This window comes from Legionella taurinensis, from assembly GCF_900452865.1.
GTDB lineage: Bacteria > Pseudomonadota > Gammaproteobacteria > Legionellales > Legionellaceae > Legionella_C > Legionella_C taurinensis.
Genome location: NZ_UGOZ01000001.1, coordinates 2,438,485 through 2,462,962 on the forward strand (window position 1 = coordinate 2,438,485; position 24,478 = coordinate 2,462,962).

Genomic DNA, 24,478 nt, shown 5'->3' on the forward strand with positions numbered 1-24,478 from the left:
TTGAAGTAATAAAACCTCTTTACCCCTCAGCCAATCTCCTTTAGGATGCTGCAAGCTTTATTGCAGAAAGGATTGACCATGAAGAAAATCATTGCCGCCCTGTTGTTACTTCCCCTGCCCCTGATTGCGGCCCCCAAACCACCGCGTCTGATTGTTCAGTTGGTTGTTGATCAATTACGGGGTGATTTATTGCACCAGTACAGCAAGGATTTTGGCGACGGCGGTTTTCATTATTTATTGACGCACAGCCTAGACTACCAGAACGCCCACCACCCGCACGCCCACACCGTCACCTGCGTGGGGCATGCAACCATTGCCACCGGGGCTTACCCTACTCTGCACGGTGTGGTGGCCAATGACTGGTTTGATCCGGCACTTAAAAAAAGCGTTTACTGCATGGAAGATCCGGAAAGCCGCATTCTGCCAACGCCGCATACCACCAAGGCCGTTGACGGGCGTTCACCCCGCAATCTGCTGGCGTCAACTTTAAGCGACGAACTGGTTTTATCACAAAAAGGGCGTGCCTTCGGCGTCTCGTTTAAAGATCGCGCCGCCATCACCCTGGCCGGACACGCGGGTAAGGCCTTTTGGTTTGACAAGGAGAACGGCGGCTTTGTCACCAGTCAGCATTATTATTCGGCTTACCCGGGCTGGGTTGCCGATTGGAACAGCCGTTATCAACCCAAACAACAAATCTGGACTTTAAGCAAACGAATTGAACAATACCATTATGCCAAGGCCCCCGGACTGACTCACCGTTTCCCTGCGTATGGTTATCACTTTCCGCATGACTTGGGCCAACCAAACGCTGAAACCTACTACAAATTCCTGTCCATGAGTCCGTATGCGGATGAGTTGACGGCTGATTTCGCCATGCAACTCTTAAAAAGAGAAAAATTGGGAACCCGCCGTGATCAAGTCGATTATCTAGGCATCAGCTTTTCCGCAGTCGACGCAGTAGGCCATCAATTCGGCCCCAACAGCCTCGAATCGGAAGACAATTTACTGCGCTTAAATCAAACGCTAGGCCACTTGCTTAAGGCCATTGATGAGCAGGTCGGTCTTGAAAACACGCTGATTGTTTTAACCGCCGATCATGGCGTCAGCGACTCCCCCGCGTTCTTAGCCAGCCATCAGATGAAGGAAAACCAGCGTCTTGACGTGCCAGCCGTCAAACAGCAGATAACCCAGGCGTTGATCAAACACTTCCAATTACCGGCTGCTACGCTGCTTCAAGTCGACGGCCCCTATGTTTACCTTGATCATCAACTCATCCATGATCATGAGCTCAGCGTCAATACCGTCAGCACCTACCTCGCTGAATTACTGCGTCAGCGTCGGGATATTTTCCAGGCTTACCCTCTGCCTCTGCGCGGCACAGAATACGACTGGTTAAGCGCTAAAGTGGATAAAATGGCTTTCCCCGGACGGGCAGGGGATTTGTATCTGGTTCCGCCGCCCTATCAAGCCATGGAAAATAATGCAGAAGCCCGTGTGGATCATGGCTCGCCCTGGAATTATGACAGTTATGTGCCCCTGCTGTTTGTCAATCCGGGATTTAAGCCCCAGCGTCTGACCCGTCCGGTAGAAACCATTGACATAGCGCCAACCCTGGCTGCCTTGCTGCTCATAAAAGCACCGTCGGCCACCATTGGACACCGCCTGGAAGAAGTGACCAAAGCCTATGAAAATGACGCTTGAAAGCGGTGAAAACTGAACTAACCTGAAAGATAAATGCTGTTGGGGAGAATACAATGAATAACGTTAAAACATTTATTTTACTGGCAGCCTTAACCGCCCTGTTGATGATCATTGGGCGGCTGCTTGGCGGTCAAGTCGGCATGATGATAGCCCTGGTACTGGCTGTTGTCATGAATATGGGCGCCTATTGGTATTCTGATAAAATTGTGCTGCGCATGTACAATGCCCAGCCCCTTGATCCCTCCCACCCGGTGTACACCATCGTGTCGCAACTGGCGAAAAAAGCGCAGATACCCATGCCCCGGGTTTATCTCATCAATAATCCAACGCCCAACGCCTTCGCCACAGGCCGTAATCCTGAACATGCCAGCATTGCCGTCACCAGCGGCATTTTAACGCGAATGACCCCGGAGGAATTAACCGGCGTTCTCGCTCATGAGATGGCTCACGTGGTTCATCGGGACACGCTCATCAGCGCCATTGCCGCAACACTGGCCGGCGCCATTGGCAGTATCGCCAACATGTTCATGTGGACTTCCGTGGCCAACCACAACAGCGACAATGAAAACACACACCCCGTGGTTGGATTACTGATGATGATTCTGGCGCCATTGGCGGCCGGATTGATTCAAATGGCCGTGTCACGTTCGCGGGAATATGAAGCCGATGCGTTTGGCGCCCAGCTTACTGGCCATCCTTTATGGCTTGCCAGCGCCTTAGCCAAATTAGAAACCGCCAGTCAACAGGAAGAGTTTACCGAGGCCGATGCACATCCCAACACGGCGCATCTGTTTATAGTCAACCCGCTAAGTGGTCAGAAAATAGCCGAATTATTTTCTACTCATCCCATTACTGCCGAACGAATCAAACGTTTGCAGGCCATGGCGGCAGGTAATTAACAAGATGCCTTGCGTTATGCAGGCATTCTAAGGATAATTTGCTATTTTTAGATGAGACGGGTAAAGCATGGGACAGTTCAAAACGTTTATTATTCATCATTGGGCTATGGTGACAGCCTTGATTGTCGTCCTGATCATGATCTTTGTTAATGAACTGAAGGCACAGCGTAGCCGCGGCAAAGAACTGCCTCCGCAGGCAGCGATTAAATTAATTAACGATGACAATGCCGTCGTCATCGATCTGCGCGATGCCGAAAATTACCGCAAAGGCCACATCATCGACTCCATTCGCGCCAGCCAGGACGATTTTGAGCAGAATAAAATGGACAAGTACAAAGACAAACCCATCATTCTCGTTTGCGGACGCGGTTTGCAATCAGCGGCCCTGGCTGCTAAATTGCGTACACAAGGATTTGTCAATCCGGTGGTGCTGGCCGGCGGCATCAGTGCCTGGCAGGCTGCCGACTTACCTCTGGTAAAAGGAAAATAACAGATGACCACCATTGTCGTTTACAGCACCGGCTATTGCCCCTACTGTTCTCGCGCCAAGCAGCTGCTGGACAGCAAAGGCGTACACTATGACGAAATTCGCGTTGACGATAATCCCGCGCTTCGCGACGAAATGATTCACAAAAGCGGACGCCGCACCGTGCCGCAGATTTTTATCAATGGCCAGCATGTCGGTGGCTGTGATGATTTGTATGCCCTTGAACAACAGGGGCGTTTGGATAAACTTTTAAAAGGCTGACAACTATGACTGAACAGGCAAATCAACCGCAACACGCTGAAGCGCAATTTATGATTCAGCGCATTTACATGAAAGATTCGTCCTTCGAGACCCCAAACACGCCGGCTGTTTTTCAGCAAAAATGGGAGCCTGAACTGACGCTCGATTTAAATACAGCAAGCAGCCAGCTTGAAAGCAACATTTATGAAGTGGTTTTGACCGTTACCGCAACAGTCAAAAATCAAAATGCCGTGGCTTTTCTGGCGGAAGTCAAACAAGCCGGTATTTTTACGATTGAAGGCGCGCCCAAAGAGCAACTGGATCATCTGCTTGGCAGTTTCTGCCCCAACATCCTGTTCCCTTATGCACGCGAAACCATTACTGCTCAAGTGATTCGCGGCAGTTTCCCGCAGCTGGTCTTAGCGCCCATCAATTTTGACGCTCTGTACATGCAGCAATTACAGGAAAAACAAAACGCAGGCCAATCTCAGACAGAATCTGCACACTAATCATGACTGAAAAAACGATTGCCATTCTGGGAGCCGGCTCCTGGGGAACCGCAGTAGCCATTCATTTAGCCCGGCATGGCAATCGTGTTCTGCTTTGGGGGCAAAACAGCCAATACATGGCAACAATGCAGAGCGACCGCTGCAATTCGCGCTACCTTCCCGACACACTCTTTCCGGCAACATTAGAAGCCACAGCCGATTTAACGGCTTGTCAACAACGCGCGGACGAGGTGATTCTCGCCGTTCCCTCGCATGCGTTTGCCGCGTTGCTGGCTAAATTGCAGAGGCCTGAATCGGGCATTGCCTGGTTAACCAAAGGCATTGATCCGGCGAGTAATCGCTTGCTCTCTGAGTTAGTCACAGAACACTGGGGTAAAAACTACCCTCTTGCCATCCTTTCAGGCCCGTCGTTTGCCAGAGAACTGGCCCAGGGATTACCTACGGCGGTGACGCTCGCAGGCAACCACGGCGAGTATCAAAAAAGCCTGCAACAAGCCCTGCACCATGACAATCTGCGCGTTTATCTCGGCAATGACATCATTGGCGTGCAACTTTGTGGCGCGGTAAAAAATGTTCTGGCCATCGCCTGCGGCATCAGTGATGGTTTGGGGTTTGGTGCCAATGCCAAAGCGGCATTGATTACCCGTGGTTTAGCGGAAATGCGGCGTTTGGGCCTGGCGCTTGGCGCGCGGGAAGAGACCTTTATGGGACTTGCCGGCGTGGGCGATCTGGTATTGACCTGTACAGACAATCAATCCCGTAACCGACGCTTCGGTTTATATCTCGGCGAGGGAATGGATCTTGCCACGGCTGAGGCCACGATTGGCCAGGTGGTCGAAGGCAGGCACAATGCGGCTCAGGTCTGTAAATTAGCTGGCGATCATCAAGTCGACATGCCCATTTGCACCCAGATTAATACCTTGCTGCAATCGAAAATAACCCCTCGACAGGCCGTTACCAATCTCATGAGTCGGCGCGTAGGAGAGGAGTGACGATCCGTTTTTGGAGCGGGTGATGGGAATCGAACCCACGCCGTCAGCTTGGGAAGCTGAAGTTCTACCATTGAACTACACCCGCATGAGATAGGTCTCTAATGTATAGCAATCCAACTTTATTTTAAATGCTTTCTTGCATTTTTAATCGTCCGCGTCATGGCAATTGAATGGCTAACCCACAAACCATAATCTAAATCTATCTTTATTATCAATTTAATCGATTTTTATTATCGAATTGTTATATTTATAATCACTCTGTTCTTCTTTAGAATTAGAGGGTGATGATGCAAACGAAAGCCGAAGCAATCCAACGCGAGTTTAACAACCGAGGAATCGTACTGAGAGAATCAGTGACTGAGGCGAAATCCCATGCTTTTCAGGACGGCATAACCAATCAGTTTTTAATCCTGAACGATATGAGCGGCAAGCGTTATTTAATTCGCATTAATGGTAAATTATGGCCTCCCTTTACTCGCGAGGGTGAACACCACAACCTTGAGCAATTAAAGAAGCAGGGATTTGACACCGCTTTAGTCGCCAATAAGCCTGAGGAGGGATTTCAAATCTGCGATTTGCAGGATGAAACGAAGAATTTTACCCGAATCAATGTTAAAGGCCATCGGATAAGCGCGATCCAGGCTGTGGCAAAAACAATACAGAAATATCATCAACTGGCGCATTTTGAAAGCCATTATTCCTTTCAACAAACGTTAAGCAGTGCCAGCCGGCGCTTAAGAGCCAGTGGAAACATAGAAATGACTGCAATTTATCGTGTGGTTGTCAGTATTTTTTCTTTGATAACTCGCGATGATAAGGAGTTTGTCGCTTCCCATAATGATCTGCTGCCCTCCAGTATTTATTTCAATGGTGAAAAGACAATTATCGTTGATTGGGAATATTCCGGCAAAAATCATCGCAGCTACGATCTGGCGCTGTTTTCCCTCAAATCATGCCTCTCCCCAGTTGAAGAATCCCATTTGATAAAAAACTATGATCCTGAAGGCGATAACCGCATGGAATATTGGTTACCGTTAATGAAAGCGGGGGTTAATTTTCTGTTGCTACTTTGGGAGCTCAACTCCAGCCGCGATGAAGGAGTTCACAATGCCCTATTCCTGTTTAAAACCCTGCAAAGCAACCTGCAGGACGCTTTTATTCAGCAATCCGCCAAATTAGTGTTTACCGAAAAGCGCTGTCTTTTTTTTAAGCCGGAACGTAAAGAAGCAAAAAAACACAGGTTAACAAACAACAATCAGGAAAATACCGGCTTGGACAATGACGGATTGGTTTCTTTGGCCAGTTCATTATAAAATTCTTGGGGGAGGAGGTTTTCTAACGATGCAGCATCCCATGGCTCTTTACGATAAGGATTAACATGCCATTTTATTTTCCCAAGACGGTTAACATAAAATGCACCCAGAATTTCTTCCGAGCAAACAGTGCCGACGATGTTGACCTCTTTCTTATTGCCTGACAATTCAGCCGAGCTGTGTTTCTCTCTTAATTTAAATGTGGCTTTCAGATCGATGGCTGTCTTTCCTTTAAAATCGATGACGTAAATAAACGATTCAGCCCAAACGGGCTTGGTAGCCAGGATCACTTCATTGCGGGTAACAATGGTTGGCAACGCATAATTTTTTGCGACCTGAAAGGATTTGGTGGTGGATACACCAATCGCCCCATTCATATCCTGAATGTAATCCTCGAGATACTCCGATTGAGTGCTTTCTGTTATTCCGTATTGAAAGCAATGGGCGGTAGACTCTGCCGAACCCCTGAATAAAATTCCCTGATAATAGACAATTGGATTTGGATCAAAGGATTTCCATTCCTTTTCCCAATCCTCCGGAGACTCTACTTTATAGAGTTCATCCAGCAGGTAATGATTAAATGAATAGTTATTCCATTTATTCTTCTTATCCATAAAGTGAAGCTTGATAATGCCTTTGGCTGCCTCATCGCCTGCTTCGTCTAATTTTTTTTGTAATTGCTGCACTGCCGGATAAACGGTTTGACTGTGTCGAAAGAATCCCAAAAAATCGCTTTGATAAATATGCTTTTCGTTTGATTGAAACGAATAATGGGTACGTTTAGTTTGGTTGAGGTAATTGGATAATGCGCTTTTAAAAGGAATCAGGTACTTATTTGGCATGAGATCGATTGGTAATAAAATTAAATGGGTGACTAAAGTCAGAATCGAATTCAATCCCTAATTTCCCCTGACTTGTGCCATCGTATCAAATTTTAAGTGTTAAAAACAGACGTAATAGACACGCTTAAAATAAGCAGCTAATTTATGTACCATTTTATTGATCACTCTACTTAATATTGAACACACACTGTGAGATACAACCTGGTCACTCAAAACGATAAACCGTCCGGTAAAAAACATGACAACGTACAGGTTAAAAACCCAAAGACGGAGCGCCATGTAAAAATTGACCGTACCGAAGGGAAATTATCTCTCACAAGCAAAGCCCTGGGCTTTATAAGGGTGTGCCCGTTGGCAGAAAGCTTAAATGATTATACATAATCCCTTGATAGGGACGCGTTAATGTCATCGCTTCCAGGCAAGCCCCGTCATTGTTTCCAAATGACACGACTTGGCCATCCAGTCGATAAGGGCCGATCATTCTGAAGCAGTCTCTGATCAGCGAGAGCGCAATCCCGTTCTTGCCATTGATTACTTAAAAAGGGCTTTTTTAATGACTGGGAATGAGAAACTACGAATTAAAGCACACAACTTATTAGATGCGCCAGGTTAAACGACAGGGGAAAAACAGCGTTGAAATACTAGCGACATCTCTTTAATCGATTGGTGCCCAGGGCCGGAGTCGAACCGGCACGGGATTTAACTCCCGAGGGATTTTAAGTCCCTTGCGTCTACCTGTTTCGCCACCTGGGCATTTTTGGAGGCTGAGGCCGGAATCGAACCGGCGTACACGGCTTTGCAGGCCGCTGCATAACCACTCTGCCACACAGCCAGTGTTTCGCAGAAAAAAAAAGCGACGTTGGGTCGCTTTAATTTGGAGCGGGAAACGAGACTCGAACTCGCGACCCCAACCTTGGCAAGGTTGTGCTCTACCAACTGAGCTATTCCCGCATCTCTTGAGGTGGCATTCTACCTCAAATTCACTTCCTGTCAACTCATTCAATTAACTTTTTTTGTGAGTTCAGGCCAGGCAATGGACAAATAAATAACCATTGACCAAATCGTTAAAATCGCAGCCACATAAAGGAGTACAAAGCCTAAAACACCCCACCAGGATTGGGCAGGATAAAAGGCAATCAGCAACACCAAGGCAACCATTTGCACCGTGGTTTTTATCTTCCCGATGTAGCTCACGGTCACACTGGCCCGGCGCCCAATCTCAGCCATCCATTCGCGCAGGGCAGAAATGACGATTTCGCGACCGACGATGACGATGGCAGGCAAGGTAATGTAATCAATGTCCCTGGCTCCGACCAACAGCAACAACGAACTGGCCACCAGTAATTTATCCGCAACGGGATCTAAAAAAGCCCCGAAAGGCGACATTTGTTTTAATCGTCTTGCCAGATAACCATCCAGCCAGTCGGTAAAGCTCGCTAAAGCAAAAATGGCCGCCGCCAGGCCATGAGCCACCGGGGACGGCAGATAAAACGTCACAATAAAAACCGGGATTAACACGATTCGGGCCAGGGTAAGAAGATTAGGCAGGCTGGTTAACGTGGTCATAACTCGCTTTTCCTTGGAAACTCCGGTAAGTGGATAAATTCGGCGAATAATTGAAAGTCGTCGAAAACACAAAGCGCACCTGCGCCTTCCAGGGCCTCGCGTTGCTGGTGATAAAAATCAACCCCCACCGCATCCATGCCAATGCTTTTCGCCATTTCAATGTCCGTCACAGAATCCCCGACCATGATCGCGTCTTTCGGCGTCAGAGAGAATTCATCTAAAATTTCTTCAAGCATCTGCGGACAGGGCTTGGGCGGCGTCTGTCCCGCCGAGCGGGTGACTTTAATCAGGGCATCAAGCCCGGAAAGCTGCAAAGCCCGATGCAGAGACTGTTGGCCTTTATTGGTGGCAATCGCCACGTCCAAACCTGCCGCCGCGAGCCGTTCAACGATTAATTTAGCTCCGGGAATCAAATAAACATCCGCATGCCGCGAGACCAGGGATTGCTGAACCGCCTGCAACAATTGTTGATGCTGCTGCAGAGTCAGGTGAGGAAAAACAATTTTCATAGCCTTGACCAACCCCAACTCCACGGATTGGCGGGCCAGTTGTTCATCCAGTTCCCCAAAATTTAAACGGCGCGCCTCGACGGCCACATTGTTCAAAATTTGTCCTAGTGTATCACCTAAGGTTCCTTCCCAATCGAAAACTACCAAGCGGTATCGCTTACTCATGAGATAAAAAGCTCCTTGAGCGTAAATTTTTCAACGTGTTGGCAAAGCGTTCATCAAGATTGGCTTCAAACACGTGCTTAATGCCATTTAGGTTAAATTGAATTGCCCGCGCATGCAAATAAAGCCGGCTTTGATCCAATTCTACATCGCCTGTGCGGATGACTTCACCATATTTTTCATCACCGACGATGGGATGGCCAAGATGCGCACTGTGCACACGGATTTGATGGGTTCGCCCCGTTTTGGGGGATGCCTCCACCCAACAGGCGCAAGTGTAATTTTCAAGCAGTTTGAACTGAGTCTGTGAGGCTTTGCCTACCTCGTTGACCGTCACCATCCGCTCGCCGGATTTAAGCCGGTTTTTTTCAAGCGCGGCTTCAACAACCTGAATTTTTTTACCCGACCAGGGATGCGCCAGCAAAGCCCAATAGGTTTTAGTCACCTCCCTTGCTTCCAGCAAGGCCTGGATTGCACGTAACACACTGCGTTTTTTAGCCAGCAGCAGACAGCCTGAGGTTTCGCGATCCAGACGGTGAACCAGTTCAAGATAAGCTAAATCAGGACGCATTTTGCGCAACGCCTCAATCACCCCCAGGCTTAAGCCGCTGCCGCCATGCACGGCGATCCCAGCGGGTTTATTAATGACCAACAGTCGCTCGTCTTCAAAGATCACGCTGTCTTTCAGGCGTTGTTCCAGCTTTAACCCGACAAAAACCGGTTTATCCTGCGTTGTACGAACCGGTGGAATCCGCACCACGTCACCCGCAGCCAGACGGGTTGACACCTGGGCTCTTTTTTTATTGACCCTGACCTCCCCGCCGCGGATAATGCGGTAGATATGGCTTTTGGGCACGCCCTTGAGCACGCGCATCAGGTAGTTATCAAGTCGCTGCCCTGCTTCCTCAGCCTGGATTTCGGTGTATTTTACATCACTCATTCTGCTTAAACCTATTTGCTGTAGCCGATTTTTTTGCTATCATTAATGACTGCGGGGAATAATTTTTTCCGCGACCGAATTATAACGCATAAACGAATAAAAATATTCAGCAGCCGATGGTATCAACGCGGCTGTTTTAGGATTCACGAGTTTTTGTTGTTGAATTCTATAATTAAAACGCGCTTCCCTCAGGCTAAGACAGAAGGAAGCAACCCAATACAGAGCCAAATTGAAGACAAACTCATTCAGATACCCGCGCATGCCAGACATGCCTGACATTAGACATTACTTACCATGCAATCAATCCGCCAGGGATCACGACTGTACAGAACAGCGCGTGATGCCCCTGTTTTTTGCACAACCAGTAATGACTGATGATACCCATCAGCATGCACCGTACTACGAGTCGGTCGTATGCACGCGGTCTGTCCTTCGTATTGGGATGCTTAAAGAACTGGTTTGTGATGTAAGTAAGGCGGCAGAACAGTAAGGTTCAACTTGAACATGACTGTATCCTTTGTTCCATGACCCTGTTATGGGCAAGCCTGTCATGTGACGTCGTCGACTGTCACACAAACCCGAGGCCTTTGAACTGTCTTAATCTGTGTGTGTTGCGCCCTGATTGGGGTAACCGATGGAAAAAATGTTAATCAATGCAACGCAGGCCGAAGAGGTACGTGTTGCTCTGGTGAAAGACAATCATCTCTATGATTTGGATATTGATTGTCCTTCTGAAATTAAGAAAAAAGGCAATATTTACAAAGCCGTGGTCACGCGGCGCGAACCCAGCCTTGATGCGGTATTCGTTGAATACGGCGCCAAGCGTCAGGGTTTCCTTCCCTTAAAAGAAATTGCGCCGGAATACTTAAGCAAAAATTTAAACGACTACAATGATGACAACAAACCGCCGATTACTTCGCTGATTCGCGAAGGGCAGGAGCTTCTCATCCAGGTGGATAAGGAAGAACGCGGTAATAAAGGCGCCGCCCTGACTACGTTCATCACCTTAGCCGGTTGTTATTTAGTCCTGATGCCGAACAACCCCAATTCCGGCGGTATCTCACGCCGCATTGAAGGGGATGATCGCGATGAATTGAAAGAAACCTTAAACGCCCTGCAACTTCCGGACGACATGGGTCTCATCATTCGTACGGCCGGCGTCGGCAAAAATCTCGATGAGCTGCAAAGTGACCTGGACATGCTGTGCAACCAGTGGCAGGCAATACGCCAGGCGTATACAACGCAACTCGCCCCCTGCCTGATTCATCAGGAAGGCGATGTCATTATCCGCTCCATTCGCGACAACCTGCGCAAGTCCATTGGCGAAATCATCATTGATGATCAAATTTCTTACGTTAAGGCCAAGCAATACATTGAGCAGGTCAAGCCTGATTTTCTGCCTAACCTGAAGCTGTACAACAGCACCGTACCGCTGTTTAATTTTTATCAGATTGAAAGTCAAATCGAAACCGCTTACCAACGCGAAGTAATGCTGCCTTCCGGTGGTGCCCTGGTGATCGACAGAACCGAAGCGCTTGTGTCCATCGACGTGAACTCAGCCAAAGCCACCAGCGGTTCTGACATTGAAACCACCGCGTTAAATACCAACCTGGAGGCTGCGGATGAGATCGCAAGGCAACTTCGTCTGCGCGATTTGGGCGGCCTGGTCGTCATTGATTTCATTGACATGAGCTCCAGTAAAAACCAGCGCGACGTTGAAAACCGTTTAAAAGAAGCCTTAAAGGCGGATCGGGCCCGCATTCAGGTGGGACGCATTTCCCGCTTCGGCCTTCTGGAAATGTCACGTCAACGTTTAAGATTGTCATTAGGCGAAACGGCACAGGAAGTTTGTCCGCGCTGTGAAGGCCGCGGCACTGTCCGTAATATTCAGTCTCATGGACTGTCCCTTGTCCGTCTTATTGAAGAAGAAGCCTTAAAGGAAAAAACCGCTGAAGTGCAAGTGCAACTGCCGGTTGAAATGGCCACCTTCATCATTAACGAGAAGCGCGATTTTTTACTGAACATTGAAAAACGACATGGTGTTCAGGTTTTAATCATTGCCAACCCTTACATGCAGACGCCGCAGTATGAAATTACCCGACTGAAGGAAGACAATGTCGGTAAAAACAAAAAGCCAAGCTATTCCCTGATTCAGCCGCCTGAACTGACATTAGTCCGTACGGATCAAGACACTGTCAAAGTGGATGAACCGGCCGTGAAATCATTCACCTCGCACAAAGTAACCAAGGCGAATCAAAACGGGTTTATCAAACGTTTGTGGAAGAGTTTGTTTGGTGGCGAAGAAGTCGCTCCAGCCGCCAGTCATCGCACTGAAAAACAACCTCACAGCGGTCAACCCCGCCATCAGCATACTCTGCATAGCGGAGAGCGTCGAAGCCACAATCAAAGCAATCGCCGCCGCCGCCCTGCGGGGAATACGCAGCGAAATGCACAGCCGCAACAACAGCAGCAGCAACGCAAGAAAAATACGAGTGGCGGTCATCAAAATCAAAACGGACGGGTCCTACCCATAAAGCAGGAATCCGCAAAAAAAAAAGAACCAGTTAACCGAGAGTCAACAGACAATTGATTAACGCTTCGGCCATGGCGCCCACCATGGCCAGTTCTTTCTGCCGTGGCTAAACCGCGGCAGTTCAGTCAACGTGCCCCGCAAGGGGGACTATTTCACGAATCCTGTTATTAATCCGCACAATTTTATTCTCGTGGCTTGAGGCTTTAAGCCGCTTCAATCCGCTACGCTCAAGCTGTCCTTGTCCACAACCAAGGATGCCCGCTTCGTGAGCTCCCTCTTTTCTTACCCGCGAAGGCGGGTAACCATTCGGATTCCGGATGTTGGACACCTGCAACTGCAAGCCCGGTTGCAAAAGGCCCTGCCACTGAATGGATGCCCGCCTGCCCGGGCAAGACAGGGGGTGGATGCGATTCATTTTTCGGGCAGGCCCCCTTACCTAAAGCCCGCAAGGCAGATTGAGGGCTTTTTTCCCTGCCTAAGCCAATACACATCCTCGTCTCAACATATATTCATCAAATGGCCGGCTCTTTTAATCTTCCCTTAAGACTCAAGGAGTACTCTAGGTTTACCTAAATCGGAAATTAATATTATGGTTAAACCTGTTGCATTTCTTGATGTGGATCATACCCTTATTTTTCCTGATCCAAACAGTGATGACGGCGGCGCGATTTATAACGACACCCTTATTGAGGCTTTATTAAAAAAAGGCATTAAAGACGTCTACCTATTCACCGACATGGCCTTTAGGACCTCTTCTATTCGGGAGCGGAGGGAACTGATTCAACACCTTCAAGACAAAGGTCTTACTGTCCATGGTGTACTGACCCCCTGCGATATTCTGTGGTCGCAATTAACCGGTGACGAAGCGAAAAAGCTCAACAGGGCTCTGTTGGAAACCAAACTGTCAAGATATTCTGGTGCGGCATTTACTAAAGCAATTAGTGATCAACAATTCATAAGTAAAAATCCTTTCGTAACTGGATTGCAACAGTATTCTCCTGAAAAAAACCGCCCTGGATGCAGCTATGACGAAGCGAACGAGGCGTTTGATCCCGATGCCTCCGCACTCCCTAATAATTTAGAAACCAAAAGCACCATGGTAAAGGTTTTTACTGATTATCTGGCGGAGAACAAGGGGTATGTTGATCTGGACAAAAAATCCGGCGAGCAGCAAGGCCACACCAAGTCGCTGATGCTCGATTTCTTTCTGCATCACAAACCGGATTGGGTCAGCAGCATTTTAATTGTCGATGACAACATTAATGTCATTCAAGGGGTCGACATGTACAAGGCGACCCACAATCCTGAGCTCCCTATTGGTACATTGTATATTCAAAAAATGGAATCCGAAGAGGTGTATACAGCGGCTATGGAAACGCATGGGAAACACCTCGAGATACAACAATTAATCGACAGTCACATCAAGCACTTAAGCGCGACTCGATACAACCCGTTCTTAAGCAGTCCGCAAGCAAAAATTGAAGCCTTACAACTATTAAAAGAAGAAATTCTGAAGGCGTTCAATACGGCTGAGGATGTGAATATTCCATTGATCATCAACAACTGGCAAAACGCGGAGAAATTCAAAAGCGCGTCGAGCAACGTCATCGTGCCGGTCTCCAAAGTCCTTAGCCAGCACCGCAATCTCTTCTTCGTTGAGGACCGCAACAAGCCCACGTCAACCCAGTTGTTTATTGAACAGCTTAAAACGCAATTCAAATCTCAAAACAGCAAAGAAGAGGTCTTGATTAATCCTGAGTACACGATTAATTGACCTTGATACCTGCCTGGGCTTCAACAAGCTCAGGCAGGCTTAATTTGAATCCTCCAATCCCGTTGCAATCGGCGTGACGCCGATATTGGGATTAATGCCGCAGTCATCCAGAAGTTTCAGCAAATTATTACCGCGACGGGTTAAGCGTTTGATGCAATACGTTTCGAGGTAACTTTGCAGTATGTAATAATACTCCGGCAAATTGAGTATGGTTAATATTTTTTCGGCACGGGCAATGTGATGGGATTGGCTGTGATCACAGGCTTGAAAAAGCACAGCGCCTAACATGGCGGCAAAGCTGGCTTTGCGAACAGGATCGGCAAGGTAAAAGCGATGAACGCACTCATCAAGCGCCCGGTCTTTATCCCACTCAACCCAGGTATCATAAAGACTCATGGCTTCTTCGTCATCCAGGCGTCCGATTATAGCCATTTTCTGCAGGGCGTAACCCACAGCAACAACGGATTGAACGTTTGCCCACGAACAGTTGCCGCTGATTTGTGAACTGATGGGCATTTGTGCCGTCGGCACCAATCCCAGGTGTTGATTGATAGTCTGATGAAAATACTTTCGTCCCTGTTTTCGGTAGAGAAATTCCTTAAGGAATGCCAGATTAAAGGCGTCTGGCCGGGTGATGCGGTAAATATTGACACTGCCTTCTTTCAGGCTGTTCTCACCGCGATCAATTTTAGCCCACCATTGGCCATAACGAATAAAGGCCATGGCATGCCCCCGGCTGGCAGCGGGTAGAATTAACAGGGGAGCCTGCCTTAAGCGGTCAATCTGACGAAGCTGCTCTTCCTGCAGATGGGGATGGTGCTGAAACTTAAGCAATTCTGCCGCAGTGCCCAACGCATCCATGATTTCATGTAAAAAAGGAAAATGTTCCCGTAAATGCCGGGTGGAATAGCTGCTGGTAAAACGACGCAACGAATCCTTGATGACTGCCACGGTAAACTCAAGAATAAAGCCTTCGTAATCAAGCTCAATAAACTCGCCTTTGGCATTGACGATGTCGACATCACCCTTTAATTCATAACGATGACCCAGCAGTTTGCCATGAATGAAATCAAGGGCAAAATCCAGTTTGGCGCCGTATTGGTACAGTAAATGTTTTAGGGTGTCCTGACCACGAAGAACAGGATAAACCAGCACCGAAAGTCCGGAATGGGTATAGGCATTGGGATCGGCCTGATGTTCCAGCAGCAGCCGCGTCAGTTCGAGATCCTGATTATCGACAGCCCAGTGAAGCGGGGTTCGGCCAGTCACGTCCGCTTTATTGACATTCACTCCCCGGCTGATTAACTGCTCGGCAACAGCGGGCTGACGCGTAATCGCGCATTCAATCAACGGCGTGAACCCATACTCATCAATGTCATCGAGTGATTCACCCAATCGCAGGTAATGCTCAAAATCAGGCATACGGCAACTGATGATGTCATTGGCGATGGTCATGAATTATGGTCCCTGTGGTTTGGGTGCAGTGGTGAATTTGGGCATATTCCCCAGGCGCAACTGTTTCTCCATTTCCTGCTCTCGCCGTTCATTGTCAAATTCGCGGCGGGCTTCGGTATTGAGCGGCGGTTCCGGATTCAAATTCGGATCAATGCCATCAAAACGCTGGGCATCCAGCCAGGGATGTTGTTGAATGGAATTTTGCAACTCCCCTTCCGGCACATTGGACGGCTGTTCATCCGGGTGTTCACGCGCATGGACTCTGGCCAGCTGACGATGCCCTTCCTGCTCCATCAAACGGCGTTTGCGTTCCATGCTGCCGGTTTCATCGGCAAGGTAGGACCCGGTGCGCTTGACCTCCGGTAACTCACTGTAAGTAAACGCATCATGATGAACGATATTGCCCTGGCGGGTCACCACCACCACATCAACAATACCGCGCCCAGAGGGTGTAAGGGCCGTTACCGTGGTTGGATTGACCAGTTTAAAACGCATGGCGGCTTTGCCGCCAAAGGTTACCCCGATGGCAGCGCTTAAATTGGGACCCGTAATCGTGACTTCCGTACCGCCAGCCAGTGTCCCTAAGTCAGGAGACACGGTAATGCCGGCCGCCAGACGGCCAGTGAAGGCGTTAGGGATTTTTGGTTTAGTACTCATACTACACAGTATAAATTATAAATACTCACGTTGCAGTATTTCAGCAATCTGTACCGCGTTGGTGGCCGCTCCTTTGCGGATGTTGTCAGCAACCACCCATAAATTCAAGCCGCAGGGATCGGTGATGTCTTCCCGTATGCGACCCACAAACACCTCATCCTGTCCGATGGCATGGGAAAAGGGCGTCGGGTAACGCAATTTGGCTGGATCATCCACCACTTTGACCCCAGGCGCTTTGGCTAACAGTTTGCGTGCTTCGGATGCGCTCAGCGGCTTTTTCAATTCAAGATGAATGGCTTCGGAATGCCCATAGAGAACCGGAACCCTGACCGTGGTGGGGTTAACCAGAATGCTGTCATCTTCCATGATTTTTTTGGTTTCCCAGACCATTTTCATTTCTTCCCGGGTATAGCCGTTTTCCATAAACTCATCAATGTGCGGCAGGACATTGAAGGCAATCTGGTGTGGGTAAACCCGGGCATCCACCGGACGGCCATTCAATAACTCACCGGTTTGGTGGATAAGCTCACTGATTGCTTTTTTGCCCGTACCGGAAACCGCCTGATACGTGGCCACATTGATTCGCTTGATTCCCACAGCATCGTGCAGGGGTTTTAATGCCACCACCATCTGGATGGTGGAACAATTGGGATTGGCAATGATGCCGCGTTGGGTGTATTCGCGGATGCGATGCGCATTGACTTCAGGAACCACCAGCGGGATATCCTGTTCGTAACGGAAACAGGAGGTGTTGTCGACGACAACGCAGCCTGCAGCGGCAGCGATGGGCGCATACTGTTTAGACACCGACCCGCCCGCTGAAAATAAACCAATGTCCACCCCTGAAAAATCAAAATCAGCGAGGTTCAGCACTTCCAGTTCACGGTTATTGAATCGCACCGTTTTTCCTGCTGAACGCTCACTGGCCAGGGGATACAACTTATCCACGGGAAAGTCGCGTTCCTGAAGCACCGTCAGAAACGCTTCTCCCACAGCGCCTGTCGCCCCTACGATCGCCACATTCAGCCGTCTGCTCATAATAACCTCTTTCATTGTCTTGTTGTCTTCAAATCTTGGGGAAAGTTCATCGCCGCGTCAAGGCTCATGGAACGCCTTCATCAGCGATTCTGCGCTTTATGACGCAAATAATGATCCATGATGACTAAAGCCATCATCGCTTCCGCAATAGGAGCGGCGCGAATGCCCACACAGGGATCATGACGGCCTTTAGTCACAACAGTGACTTCTTCCCCCGCTGTGTTCAGTGTCTTACCCGGTTTGATGATGCTGGAGGTCGGTTTGAGGGCTAAGCTGACCTCCAGGTTCTGCCCGGTAGAGATACCGCCTAAAATTCCGCCGGCATGGTTGCTCAAAAAGCCGGTTTTATCCATTTCATCTCGATGCTCACTCCCCTTTTGGGTGACCACGGCAAATCCCGAACCAATTTCAACGCCCTTCACGGCATTAATCGACATCATGGCGGCGGCGAGCGTCGCATCGAGTTTATCAAAAACCGGATCACCCAGACCCGCCGGCATGTTTCGAGCGATGACGTTCACGCGGGCGCCAATGGAATCCCCTTCCCGGCGTAATTGATCAATGGTATTGGCCAGCGCGTCAATCTGATGCGTGTTAGGGCAAAAAAAAGCATTGCGAGCGATTTCGTTTTCGTCAACAAAATCGAGGATTAACTCCCCCATTTGCTGCAGGTAACCAACGATTTCAATCCCCGCTTCCTGCTTCAAATACAAACGAGCAATGGCGCCCGCCGCCACCCGGGCCGCGGTTTCACGCGCAGAAGAACGCCCCCCGCCGCGGTAATCGCGATGGCCGTACTTGTGATGGTACGTGTAATCGGCATGGCCTGGGCGAAAGACATGCTTTATTTCTTCATAGTCACTGCTGCGCTGATCCTGATTGCGAATCAGCAGGGCGATGGGTGTGCCGGTGGTCACTCCTTCAAAAACACCGGAGAGAATCTCCACAGCATCGGCCTCGCGCCGTTGCGTGGTGTATTTGGATTGGCCGGGTTTTCGTTTATCCAGAAAAGGCTGTATGGCCTCTTCACTTAAGGCAAAACCTGGGGGACAGCCATCGACAATACAGCCTAACGCCTTGCCATGACTTTCGCCAAACGTTGTCACTCGAAACAAATGGCCAAAGGTATTTCCGCTCATGTTGCTTCCTTTATTTGCCAAAATAGCGCTTAAGCTGGGTCTGAGTCAGCAGGAAAACCCCCTGGCCGCCATTTTCAAACTCCAGCCAGGTGAATTCCAGATCGGGAAAGGCATTCGAGAGCGCCTCCTCGCTGTTCCCTACTTCAACGACCAAAATGCCATGATCCGTCAGATAATGATGGGCATTGGCCAGTATTTTTTCAACCAGGGCCAGGCCATTGTTAGCCGCTTCAAGCGCCATCACGGGTTCATGACGGTATTCCGGCGGCAAAGTCTGCATTTCCTCCTCGCCTACATAGGGGGGATTGGACACAATGATGTCGTAGCGGACAGCCGGCACGTTTTCCCAACAATCGGATTGAATGAGACAGAGCGACTCGTGAAGCTCATGGCTATCCTGATTGATGGCAGCTACTGCCAGCGCGTCTTCGGACAGGTCAACCGCATCAATCTCCGCCTCGGGAAAAGCATAGCAGCAGGCAATGGCAATGCAGCCGCTGCCCGTGCATAGATCGAGGATGCGTTGTACCTTTGAACTGTCAATCCAGGGAGAAAATTGGTGATTGATTAATTCAGCAATGGGCGAACGCGGAATAAGCACCCGCTCATCCACATAAAAAGGCAAATCGCAAAACGTCATGTGCTGAATTAAATAAGGCACCGGGACGCGCTTGATAATTCGGCGTGACAATTGCTCGGTCACCTGCTCTTTTTCTGATTGAGTCAATCGTGCCTGCCAGAATCGGCTATCGTAATCAGCCGGCAGCCGCAAGCTGCCAAGCACCAGAGCAACCATTTCATCCCAGGCGTTGTCGGTGCCATGGCCATAATACAGATCGTGCGCATTCGCCTGGGTGACGCCAAAGCGAATGAAATCAAGAATCGTCACCAACTCGGAAGTGTCTGGTAAAGTCAGAGCAGTCATAGGTACCTTATGGTTAATTAATTGCGCAGAATTATCCTAAATTGTGCGTCAATTAAACCATATTCTGTTAGTGCCCGTCGAGAAAAAGCACACGCCGACGGCGTGTGGCAGTATAACCAGCGACTAAGGCCTGCTGTTTACCTGAAACCGTTTAACGAACGCTCTCTTACAATGAGGGGGTTATGCTCACTTCTTCCAATTCCATGGTATCCGGCAAGCGTCGTTTTGTTGGATCCTGATGCCATAAGGATTGAATGACCGTGGCTACTTTGACAGGACAGGATTCGGGAATACCATAACGCGCAGCCTTATTCACTCTGTTTTCAACCAATTCAGTCAAGTCGTTTTCCGGGGCTTCCTTGCGGGCGGCCAATTCCCAAAAGGGAATACCCAATGCAAAATAATCGCCGGCCCGCGTCACTTTCAACGAATGAGTGAGGGGCTTCTCCTGCCCTTCGACCCGGTTTTCCTTTAAGGATTCTTTTTGTAAAAACTCCAACAATTCAGGGGCACAGTAACTCGGCGATCCCACCTGTTCGACCTGACTGCCAATGGCTTTCGTTAAGCCAAAGTCACAGAACTTCGGTTCAAACGTTGACATTAACAGAATGTTTTGAGGTTTAATATCCCAATGGGCATACCCGGCGTTATGTAGGAATTGCATGCCTTTAATGCATTGCACAACGATGGGATAGCTTATTTTCCAATAGGCTTCCCATGACGTCACAGGAATCTGTTTATGATTTTTAAAAAACGCGTCGAGATTACCTTTCGGAGCATATTCCATACCCAGGTAGACCTGTTTTTTCAGGCTTAGTTTTCCCACTAAATCAATGATGTAATTCCCTGCCAGCGGGGTTTTATTTTTCTGTCGGGTGAGTTCTTTTAAAACCTGCACCTCATTGACGACGCTTTCATCATCGATTTTCTTAATGGCTATCCAACGATTAGCCTCGGTGTGTTGTATTTTGTAGACAACAGAAAAGGCGCCCATACCAATTTTGGTCTTGGTTTCCGGTTTATACTCTGTACTGCAGTCAATCAGCTCATCCTCACCGTCTGTTTTTTCTGACTTGTCAGCCGGCATTTGATTGGTCTCTTTCCCTTTATTGCCGCCTGACACTTCGATGGGAGCGCTGGCCTCGTTCTCCTTTGAAAAAGCATGAATTGCTTCATTCAAGTTCTGTTGAGTATTGGGCATAAAGACTCCAAAATAAGACAGACCTGGTATGGCCAAGGGATCGTATTTGATCGAAATTACAACTTATGAATTTTATAATAAACACATTAACGAATTATTAAACACAGATGATGCTCTCTCGGTAGCGGACTCGCATCGATGTTTAAGTTCAGCCTCGTCGGCTGATTTTGAATGGGCTGCCGCGGGCAAAGCCGCGGCGTATCGAGATTGAAACAATAGCGTCGGTTAAGTTATTTGGGAGACAAGTCTTTTTGTTCATCAAGACCAGTTGGTATATGCCGCTTGGCAGGATCCTGATACCATAAAGACTGGATGATGGTGGAAACCTTCACCGGGCAATTTTCGGGCAAGTCATAACGCTCACCCTTAACCACTCGATTTTGGTATAATTGTTCCATGTCGCCTTCATACACTTCGTCGCGAGCGGCCAATTCCCAGAAAGTCAGGCTCAAGGCAAAGTAATCGGCACTGGCTTCCACTTTCAAGTCACCGACGACTGACGCTTTTGCCCCTCTGCTTTGCTGACTTCGTCTGTGCAATTCGACAATTTCGGGGGCACAGTAAAGTGGCGACCCAACGGCCTCTGCTGGATTGCCCAATTTTCCCGCCAGACCAAAGTCACAGAATTTCGGTTCGTACGTTGCTGTTAATAGGATATTCGGCGGTTTGATGTCCCGATGAGCTATGCCCATACTGTGAATAAAATCCAGCCCTTTGAGGCAATGAAGCATGATTGGATAAGCGATTTTCCAATAAGCATCCCAGTTTTTCTTGGGAATCGCTTTAAAATTACTAAGAAACCCTTCCAGATCACCTTGCGGCATGTATTCCATTACCAGGTAAAATTTACCCTCAAGCCCAATACGGTCCAGAAAATCGACGGTATACTTTCCTTCAAGCGCTGTTGCTTTCTTTTTATGAGTGAGCGTCTTTAAGATTTTTGCATCATTTTCGACGGTTTTATCCTCATCAAATTCTTTGATGGCTGCCCACTTGCTGGTTTTGGCGTTCTGTATTTTATACACTAAAGAATAGGCACCGGAGCCAATTTTTACCTTGGTTTTTGGGTCATACCCCTCATCAGTTACTATCAGCTCAATGTCGACTTCTTTTTTTTCAGGTTTGCCATACGATAATGCGGTGGCTTGGTCATCTTCAGGCGATTCAAAATAAGGGGGCAGGCTTTCTGACTCAGTCCTTACACTCCCATGGGTTTGACTCCTGTTAATGAGTTCAAAATAAGGCAGGTCTTGCGATACATCGCTCTTTTTTGAAGAGGATAGGTTTAGCTCAACCACAGTAAAGGGATTAGTATTAGGCATAAAGACTCCAAAGAGATCGGGTAGAGCAATTGTACCACGATATGATTAAATTTAGAACATGCCTTACCTTTCCCATCCCCTGCGTGATGTTGTGAGTCTGATTGAGTATAATTAAAATAGGTTTGTATAGGGGTTTTAGTAATGGCGGATGATGGGGTATCTGATCAAGACAAAGCATTGTTTCGTCAGGCTATGCAGTCGGTTAAGCCGCTAAAAAAGGGTAAGGCCAAGTCTGTGAGTGAAGTCATTGTACCCCAACATCATACCGCACCACCCAAACGGACGCGGCGTGAAATGCCGCCTCCCCCACCGATTAACCTGTCCAGCTATTATACTGACGAGGTATTGGCACACACGACCTTGTCGTACACAAGCCATGGCATTCCGGCCAAACGATTCCGGGAATTAAAAATGGGAGCCATCCATTGGCAAGCCAAACTGGATCTTCATGGCTTAACAACGGAAGATGCCCGTGAAACGCTCCTTGCCTTTATCCTCTGTCAATATGAGGCAGGGCATCGCTCAATTCTGATTATCCATGGCAAAGGCGGCGTGCATGGGGAAGCGCCCGTGCTAAAAAACCTGGTCAATCATTGGCTCAAACAAATTCCCACCGTGCTGGCTTTCCATAGCGCCAAGCCCAAAGACGGCGGTACAGGGGCCCTGTATGTATTATTAAAGAGGCAACGTCATGATTAATGCATGAAATGAATGCACTTTCCGGCTTTTGCATGCGTTTTCGATTGAATTTATCGTCATAAACGCTTACCATTTGCACAAATTTAAGTATGAAACGATCATGAGTAAAAAAGCGATTATCATCGGGATTTCAGGCCCTTCTGCCTCAGGCAAAAGTCTTTTAGCCAATACCATTGTCAATGAACTCGGTTCTGAGCAGGTGGTTGTGATTTCAGAAGATGCCTATTACAAAGACAACAGCCATCTTCCTTTTGCCGAAAGGGAAAAAATCAACTACGACCACCCCAATGCCTTTGATCATGCGCTGTTATGTCAGCATTTAAAGAGCCTGCAGGATGGCGAGTCGGTAGAGATTCCCATTTACTCCCATTCCAAACACATCCGCTTGCCTGAAACCCGCAAGGTGGGACAGCATGCCATCATTGTACTGGAAGGGATTTTATTGTTCAGCGACAAAGCCCTGCGTGAAATCATGGATATCCGCATTTTCATGTCAACGCCCCTGGATGTCTGCCTGACCCGCCGTTTAAAACGGGATGTGGTTGAACGGCATCGTTCCTTTGAATCCGTGGTTCACCAATACGAAACCACCGTAAGGCCCATGTACCTGCAATTTATTGAGCCTTCAAGCCGTTATGCGGACATTATTGTTCCCCGTGGCGGTGAAAACCGGATTGCTATTGACATGATTCAAGCCAAAATGCGCGAACTGCTTGCGACTCATAAAAAAGATTAGAGGAGTATATGATGGGATTTTTAAATGGAAAAAAGGCTCTGATTGTTGGCCTTGCCAGTAACCGTTCGATTGCTTACGGCATTGCCAAAGCCTTCCATGAGCAAGGCGCACAATTGGCCTTTACCTATCAAAATGAAAAGTTACGGGAGCGGGTCGAAACCATGGCGGCCGAATTTGGTTCAAGCCTGACGTTCCCCTGCGATGTAGCCAGTGATCAGGATATCCAGGCCGTTTTTGAGCAACTGAGCAACCAATGGAATGAGATTGACATCGTGATTCATTCCGTAGCCTTTGCGCCAGCCGATCAAATCAGCGGCGATTTTGTTGAATCCGTGAACCGCGAAGGGTTCCGCATTGCCCATGACATCAGCGCTTACAGCCTGGTGGCCCTGGCCAAAGCCGCTCTTCCCATGATGACTGACACCGGGTCCATTTTGACCTTAAGCTATTACGGTGCTGAGAAGGCCGTACCCAACTACAATGTCATGGGCATTGCCAAAGCCAGCCTTGAAGCCTCCGTGCGCTACCTCGCGGCAAGCCTTGGTCCCAAAGGCATCCGTGTCAATGCTATCTCAGCAGGCCCCATTAAAACGCTGGCTGCTGCGGGCATTAAGGATTTCCGTAAAATGCAGGCTTCCTATGCCAATTCCACGCCAATGCGCCGCAATGTCACTGCGGAAGAAGTGGGCAATACGGCCGCTTTTCTCTGCTCTGATTTAGCCTCAGGCATTACTGCCGAAGTCATCCATGTGGATGCGGGATACCATGCCGTTTCCATGTCGGATTTAACCGAATAACCTCTTTGTTGACGTGATGCTGGGTTCTTAACCCAGCACGCG

At 48.5% G+C, this 24,478-nt stretch carries 24 protein-coding genes and 4 tRNA genes; 12 read left to right on the forward strand and 16 right to left on the reverse strand.

The features are described from left to right. Positions 1 to 78: 78 nt before the first annotated feature. The 6 genes from DYE45_RS11080 to DYE45_RS11105 all read left to right on the forward strand — a co-directional run bounded on the left by DYE45_RS11080 (position 79) and on the right by DYE45_RS11105 (position 4,828). On the forward strand, positions 79 to 1,701 hold the full coding sequence (locus tag DYE45_RS11080) for an alkaline phosphatase family protein (RefSeq protein ID WP_108290601.1): 1,623 nt from the start codon (positions 79 to 81) through the stop codon (positions 1,699 to 1,701). A 53-nt stretch (positions 1,702 to 1,754) separates the two neighbouring features. Beyond that, positions 1,755 to 2,600, forward strand: coding sequence for a zinc metalloprotease HtpX (htpX, locus tag DYE45_RS11085; RefSeq protein WP_115300909.1), 846 nt, complete (start codon positions 1,755 to 1,757; stop codon positions 2,598 to 2,600). Between the two features lie 67 nt (positions 2,601 to 2,667). Further along, the gene (locus DYE45_RS11090; RefSeq protein WP_108290605.1) at positions 2,668 to 3,090 is read left to right on the forward strand and encodes a rhodanese-like domain-containing protein; all 423 of its coding nucleotides are present in this window, start codon (positions 2,668 to 2,670) and stop codon (positions 3,088 to 3,090) included. A gap of 3 nt (positions 3,091 to 3,093) precedes the next feature. Next, complete coding sequence (gene grxC / locus DYE45_RS11095; protein ID WP_108290607.1) at positions 3,094 to 3,348, forward strand: glutaredoxin 3; 255 nt, start codon at positions 3,094 to 3,096, stop codon at positions 3,346 to 3,348. A gap of 5 nt (positions 3,349 to 3,353) precedes the next feature. Continuing rightward, entirely contained in the window at positions 3,354 to 3,836 is a 483-nt protein-coding gene (gene secB / locus DYE45_RS11100) for a protein-export chaperone SecB (protein ID WP_058531078.1), read from the forward strand. 2 nt (positions 3,837 to 3,838) lie between these two features. After that, positions 3,839 to 4,828, forward strand: coding sequence for an NAD(P)H-dependent glycerol-3-phosphate dehydrogenase (locus DYE45_RS11105; protein ID WP_108290609.1), 990 nt, complete (start codon positions 3,839 to 3,841; stop codon positions 4,826 to 4,828). An 11-nt stretch (positions 4,829 to 4,839) separates the two neighbouring features. Here the strand turns inward: DYE45_RS11105 and DYE45_RS11110 are convergent. Further along, positions 4,840 to 4,913 (reverse strand) — tRNA-Gly (locus tag DYE45_RS11110). Between the two features lie 199 nt (positions 4,914 to 5,112). Here DYE45_RS11110 and DYE45_RS11115 point away from each other — a divergent pair. After that, positions 5,113 to 6,141, forward strand: coding sequence for a phosphotransferase (locus tag DYE45_RS11115; RefSeq protein ID WP_115300910.1), 1,029 nt, complete (start codon positions 5,113 to 5,115; stop codon positions 6,139 to 6,141). On the opposite strand, the gene DYE45_RS11120 is transcribed toward DYE45_RS11115, so the two are convergent. The 7 genes from DYE45_RS11120 to DYE45_RS11155 all read right to left on the reverse strand — a co-directional run bounded on the left by DYE45_RS11120 (position 6,084) and on the right by DYE45_RS11155 (position 10,160). Further along, positions 6,084 to 6,983, reverse strand: a complete 900-nt coding sequence (locus DYE45_RS11120) for a hypothetical protein (protein ID WP_133138137.1) — start codon at positions 6,981 to 6,983, stop codon at positions 6,084 to 6,086. The two genes, DYE45_RS11115 and DYE45_RS11120, sit on opposite strands and share 58 nt — an antisense overlap. Before the next feature lie 664 nt (positions 6,984 to 7,647). Next, positions 7,648 to 7,736: transfer RNA gene (locus DYE45_RS11130), tRNA-Leu, on the reverse strand. Positions 7,737 to 7,741: 5 nt separating this feature from the next. Beyond that, positions 7,742 to 7,815 (reverse strand) — tRNA-Cys (locus DYE45_RS11135). A 43-nt stretch (positions 7,816 to 7,858) separates the two neighbouring features. Further along, a tRNA-Gly gene (locus tag DYE45_RS11140) sits at positions 7,859 to 7,934 on the reverse strand. Positions 7,935 to 7,982: 48 nt separating this feature from the next. After that, positions 7,983 to 8,549, reverse strand: a complete 567-nt coding sequence (gene pgsA / locus DYE45_RS11145) for a CDP-diacylglycerol--glycerol-3-phosphate 3-phosphatidyltransferase (RefSeq protein WP_058531074.1) — start codon at positions 8,547 to 8,549, stop codon at positions 7,983 to 7,985. After that, positions 8,546 to 9,223 carry an HAD family hydrolase gene (locus tag DYE45_RS11150; RefSeq protein WP_108290615.1) on the reverse strand — a complete coding sequence of 226 codons (678 nt, stop codon included), beginning with the start codon at positions 9,221 to 9,223 and terminating at the stop codon, positions 8,546 to 8,548. The genes pgsA and DYE45_RS11150 overlap by 4 nt, the downstream gene beginning before the upstream one ends. Continuing rightward, entirely contained in the window at positions 9,216 to 10,160 is a 945-nt protein-coding gene (locus tag DYE45_RS11155) for an RluA family pseudouridine synthase (protein ID WP_108290617.1), read from the reverse strand. The genes DYE45_RS11150 and DYE45_RS11155 overlap by 8 nt, the downstream gene beginning before the upstream one ends. Before the next feature lie 634 nt (positions 10,161 to 10,794). On the opposite strand from DYE45_RS11155, the gene DYE45_RS11165 reads away from it, so the two are divergent. After that, positions 10,795 to 12,750, forward strand: a complete 1,956-nt coding sequence (locus DYE45_RS11165) for an Rne/Rng family ribonuclease (RefSeq protein WP_115300913.1) — start codon at positions 10,795 to 10,797, stop codon at positions 12,748 to 12,750. 64 nt (positions 12,751 to 12,814) lie between these two features. Here the strand turns inward: DYE45_RS11165 and DYE45_RS11170 are convergent, their stop codons facing one another. Further along, positions 12,815 to 13,108 carry a hypothetical protein gene (locus tag DYE45_RS11170; RefSeq protein ID WP_115300914.1) on the reverse strand — a complete coding sequence of 98 codons (294 nt, stop codon included), beginning with the start codon at positions 13,106 to 13,108 and terminating at the stop codon, positions 12,815 to 12,817. A gap of 174 nt (positions 13,109 to 13,282) precedes the next feature. Between DYE45_RS11170 and DYE45_RS11175 the strand changes: the two genes are divergently transcribed. Continuing rightward, positions 13,283 to 14,467 carry a hypothetical protein gene (locus DYE45_RS11175; RefSeq protein ID WP_108290625.1) on the forward strand — a complete coding sequence of 395 codons (1,185 nt, stop codon included), beginning with the start codon at positions 13,283 to 13,285 and terminating at the stop codon, positions 14,465 to 14,467. A gap of 39 nt (positions 14,468 to 14,506) precedes the next feature. Here the strand turns inward: DYE45_RS11175 and ankH are convergent, their stop codons facing one another. The 7 genes from ankH to DYE45_RS11215 all read right to left on the reverse strand — a co-directional run bounded on the left by ankH (position 14,507) and on the right by DYE45_RS11215 (position 22,204). After that, on the reverse strand, positions 14,507 to 15,922 hold the full coding sequence (ankH, locus tag DYE45_RS11180; protein ID WP_115300915.1) for a Dot/Icm T4SS effector AnkH/LegA3: 1,416 nt from the start codon (positions 15,920 to 15,922) through the stop codon (positions 14,507 to 14,509). 3 nt (positions 15,923 to 15,925) lie between these two features. After that, positions 15,926 to 16,579, reverse strand: a complete 654-nt coding sequence (locus tag DYE45_RS11185) for an IPT/TIG domain-containing protein (RefSeq protein WP_108290629.1) — start codon at positions 16,577 to 16,579, stop codon at positions 15,926 to 15,928. A gap of 15 nt (positions 16,580 to 16,594) precedes the next feature. Beyond that, entirely contained in the window at positions 16,595 to 17,617 is a 1,023-nt protein-coding gene (locus DYE45_RS11190; RefSeq protein WP_108290631.1) for an aspartate-semialdehyde dehydrogenase, read from the reverse strand. 80 nt (positions 17,618 to 17,697) lie between these two features. Beyond that, a complete protein-coding gene (gene aroC, locus DYE45_RS11195) occupies positions 17,698 to 18,756 on the reverse strand; it encodes a chorismate synthase (RefSeq protein WP_115300916.1) in 1,059 nt (352 codons plus the stop codon). A 10-nt stretch (positions 18,757 to 18,766) separates the two neighbouring features. Continuing rightward, complete coding sequence (gene prmB, locus DYE45_RS11200; RefSeq protein WP_108290635.1) at positions 18,767 to 19,681, reverse strand: 50S ribosomal protein L3 N(5)-glutamine methyltransferase; 915 nt, start codon at positions 19,679 to 19,681, stop codon at positions 18,767 to 18,769. 166 nt (positions 19,682 to 19,847) lie between these two features. Next, positions 19,848 to 20,882 carry a protein kinase domain-containing protein gene (locus DYE45_RS11205; RefSeq protein ID WP_115300917.1) on the reverse strand — a complete coding sequence of 345 codons (1,035 nt, stop codon included), beginning with the start codon at positions 20,880 to 20,882 and terminating at the stop codon, positions 19,848 to 19,850. A gap of 230 nt (positions 20,883 to 21,112) precedes the next feature. Continuing rightward, positions 21,113 to 22,204, reverse strand: a complete 1,092-nt coding sequence (locus DYE45_RS11215; RefSeq protein ID WP_108290639.1) for a protein kinase domain-containing protein — start codon at positions 22,202 to 22,204, stop codon at positions 21,113 to 21,115. 141 nt (positions 22,205 to 22,345) lie between these two features. Between DYE45_RS11215 and DYE45_RS11220 the strand changes: the two genes are divergently transcribed. The 3 genes from DYE45_RS11220 to DYE45_RS11230 all read left to right on the forward strand — a co-directional run bounded on the left by DYE45_RS11220 (position 22,346) and on the right by DYE45_RS11230 (position 24,436). Beyond that, entirely contained in the window at positions 22,346 to 22,903 is a 558-nt protein-coding gene (locus DYE45_RS11220) for a Smr/MutS family protein (RefSeq protein ID WP_108290641.1), read from the forward strand. A gap of 100 nt (positions 22,904 to 23,003) precedes the next feature. Beyond that, positions 23,004 to 23,639, forward strand: coding sequence for a uridine kinase (udk, locus tag DYE45_RS11225; RefSeq protein WP_058527274.1), 636 nt, complete (start codon positions 23,004 to 23,006; stop codon positions 23,637 to 23,639). Positions 23,640 to 23,650: 11 nt separating this feature from the next. Continuing rightward, the gene (locus DYE45_RS11230; protein ID WP_108290643.1) at positions 23,651 to 24,436 is read left to right on the forward strand and encodes an enoyl-ACP reductase FabI; all 786 of its coding nucleotides are present in this window, start codon (positions 23,651 to 23,653) and stop codon (positions 24,434 to 24,436) included. Positions 24,437 to 24,478 lie beyond the last annotated feature (42 nt).

Bases quoted from the DNA above. Each gene is read 5' to 3' on its own strand.
- ankH (WP_115300915.1), bottom strand. From the start codon at position 15,922: ATGACCATCGCCAATGACATCATCAGTTGCCGTATGCCTGATTTTGAG.
- DYE45_RS11115 (WP_115300910.1), top strand. From the start codon at position 5,113: ATGATGCAAACGAAAGCCGAAGCAATCCAACGCGAGTTTAACAACCGA.
- DYE45_RS11220 (WP_108290641.1), top strand. From the start codon at position 22,346: ATGGCGGATGATGGGGTATCTGATCAAGACAAAGCATTGTTTCGTCAG.
- secB (WP_058531078.1), top strand. From the start codon at position 3,354: ATGACTGAACAGGCAAATCAACCGCAACACGCTGAAGCGCAATTTATG.
- DYE45_RS11190 (WP_108290631.1), bottom strand. From the start codon at position 17,617: ATGAGCAGACGGCTGAATGTGGCGATCGTAGGGGCGACAGGCGCTGTG.
- pgsA (WP_058531074.1), bottom strand. From the start codon at position 8,549: ATGACCACGTTAACCAGCCTGCCTAATCTTCTTACCCTGGCCCGAATC.
- prmB (WP_108290635.1), bottom strand. From the start codon at position 19,681: ATGACTGCTCTGACTTTACCAGACACTTCCGAGTTGGTGACGATTCTT.
- DYE45_RS11185 (WP_108290629.1), bottom strand. From the start codon at position 16,579: ATGAGTACTAAACCAAAAATCCCTAACGCCTTCACTGGCCGTCTGGCG.
- DYE45_RS11120 (WP_133138137.1), bottom strand. From the start codon at position 6,983: ATGCCAAATAAGTACCTGATTCCTTTTAAAAGCGCATTATCCAATTAC.
- DYE45_RS11230 (WP_108290643.1), top strand. From the start codon at position 23,651: ATGGGATTTTTAAATGGAAAAAAGGCTCTGATTGTTGGCCTTGCCAGT.
- DYE45_RS11090 (WP_108290605.1), top strand. From the start codon at position 2,668: ATGGGACAGTTCAAAACGTTTATTATTCATCATTGGGCTATGGTGACA.
- DYE45_RS11155 (WP_108290617.1), bottom strand. From the start codon at position 10,160: ATGAGTGATGTAAAATACACCGAAATCCAGGCTGAGGAAGCAGGGCAG.
- DYE45_RS11105 (WP_108290609.1), top strand. From the start codon at position 3,839: ATGACTGAAAAAACGATTGCCATTCTGGGAGCCGGCTCCTGGGGAACC.
- DYE45_RS11165 (WP_115300913.1), top strand. From the start codon at position 10,795: ATGGAAAAAATGTTAATCAATGCAACGCAGGCCGAAGAGGTACGTGTT.
- udk (WP_058527274.1), top strand. From the start codon at position 23,004: ATGAGTAAAAAAGCGATTATCATCGGGATTTCAGGCCCTTCTGCCTCA.
- grxC (WP_108290607.1), top strand. From the start codon at position 3,094: ATGACCACCATTGTCGTTTACAGCACCGGCTATTGCCCCTACTGTTCT.
- DYE45_RS11175 (WP_108290625.1), top strand. From the start codon at position 13,283: ATGGTTAAACCTGTTGCATTTCTTGATGTGGATCATACCCTTATTTTT.
- DYE45_RS11215 (WP_108290639.1), bottom strand. From the start codon at position 22,204: ATGCCTAATACTAATCCCTTTACTGTGGTTGAGCTAAACCTATCCTCT.
- aroC (WP_115300916.1), bottom strand. From the start codon at position 18,756: ATGAGCGGAAATACCTTTGGCCATTTGTTTCGAGTGACAACGTTTGGC.
- DYE45_RS11080 (WP_108290601.1), top strand. From the start codon at position 79: ATGAAGAAAATCATTGCCGCCCTGTTGTTACTTCCCCTGCCCCTGATT.
- DYE45_RS11170 (WP_115300914.1), bottom strand. From the start codon at position 13,108: ATGAATCGCATCCACCCCCTGTCTTGCCCGGGCAGGCGGGCATCCATT.
- htpX (WP_115300909.1), top strand. From the start codon at position 1,755: ATGAATAACGTTAAAACATTTATTTTACTGGCAGCCTTAACCGCCCTG.
- DYE45_RS11205 (WP_115300917.1), bottom strand. From the start codon at position 20,882: ATGCCCAATACTCAACAGAACTTGAATGAAGCAATTCATGCTTTTTCA.
- DYE45_RS11150 (WP_108290615.1), bottom strand. From the start codon at position 9,223: ATGAGTAAGCGATACCGCTTGGTAGTTTTCGATTGGGAAGGAACCTTA.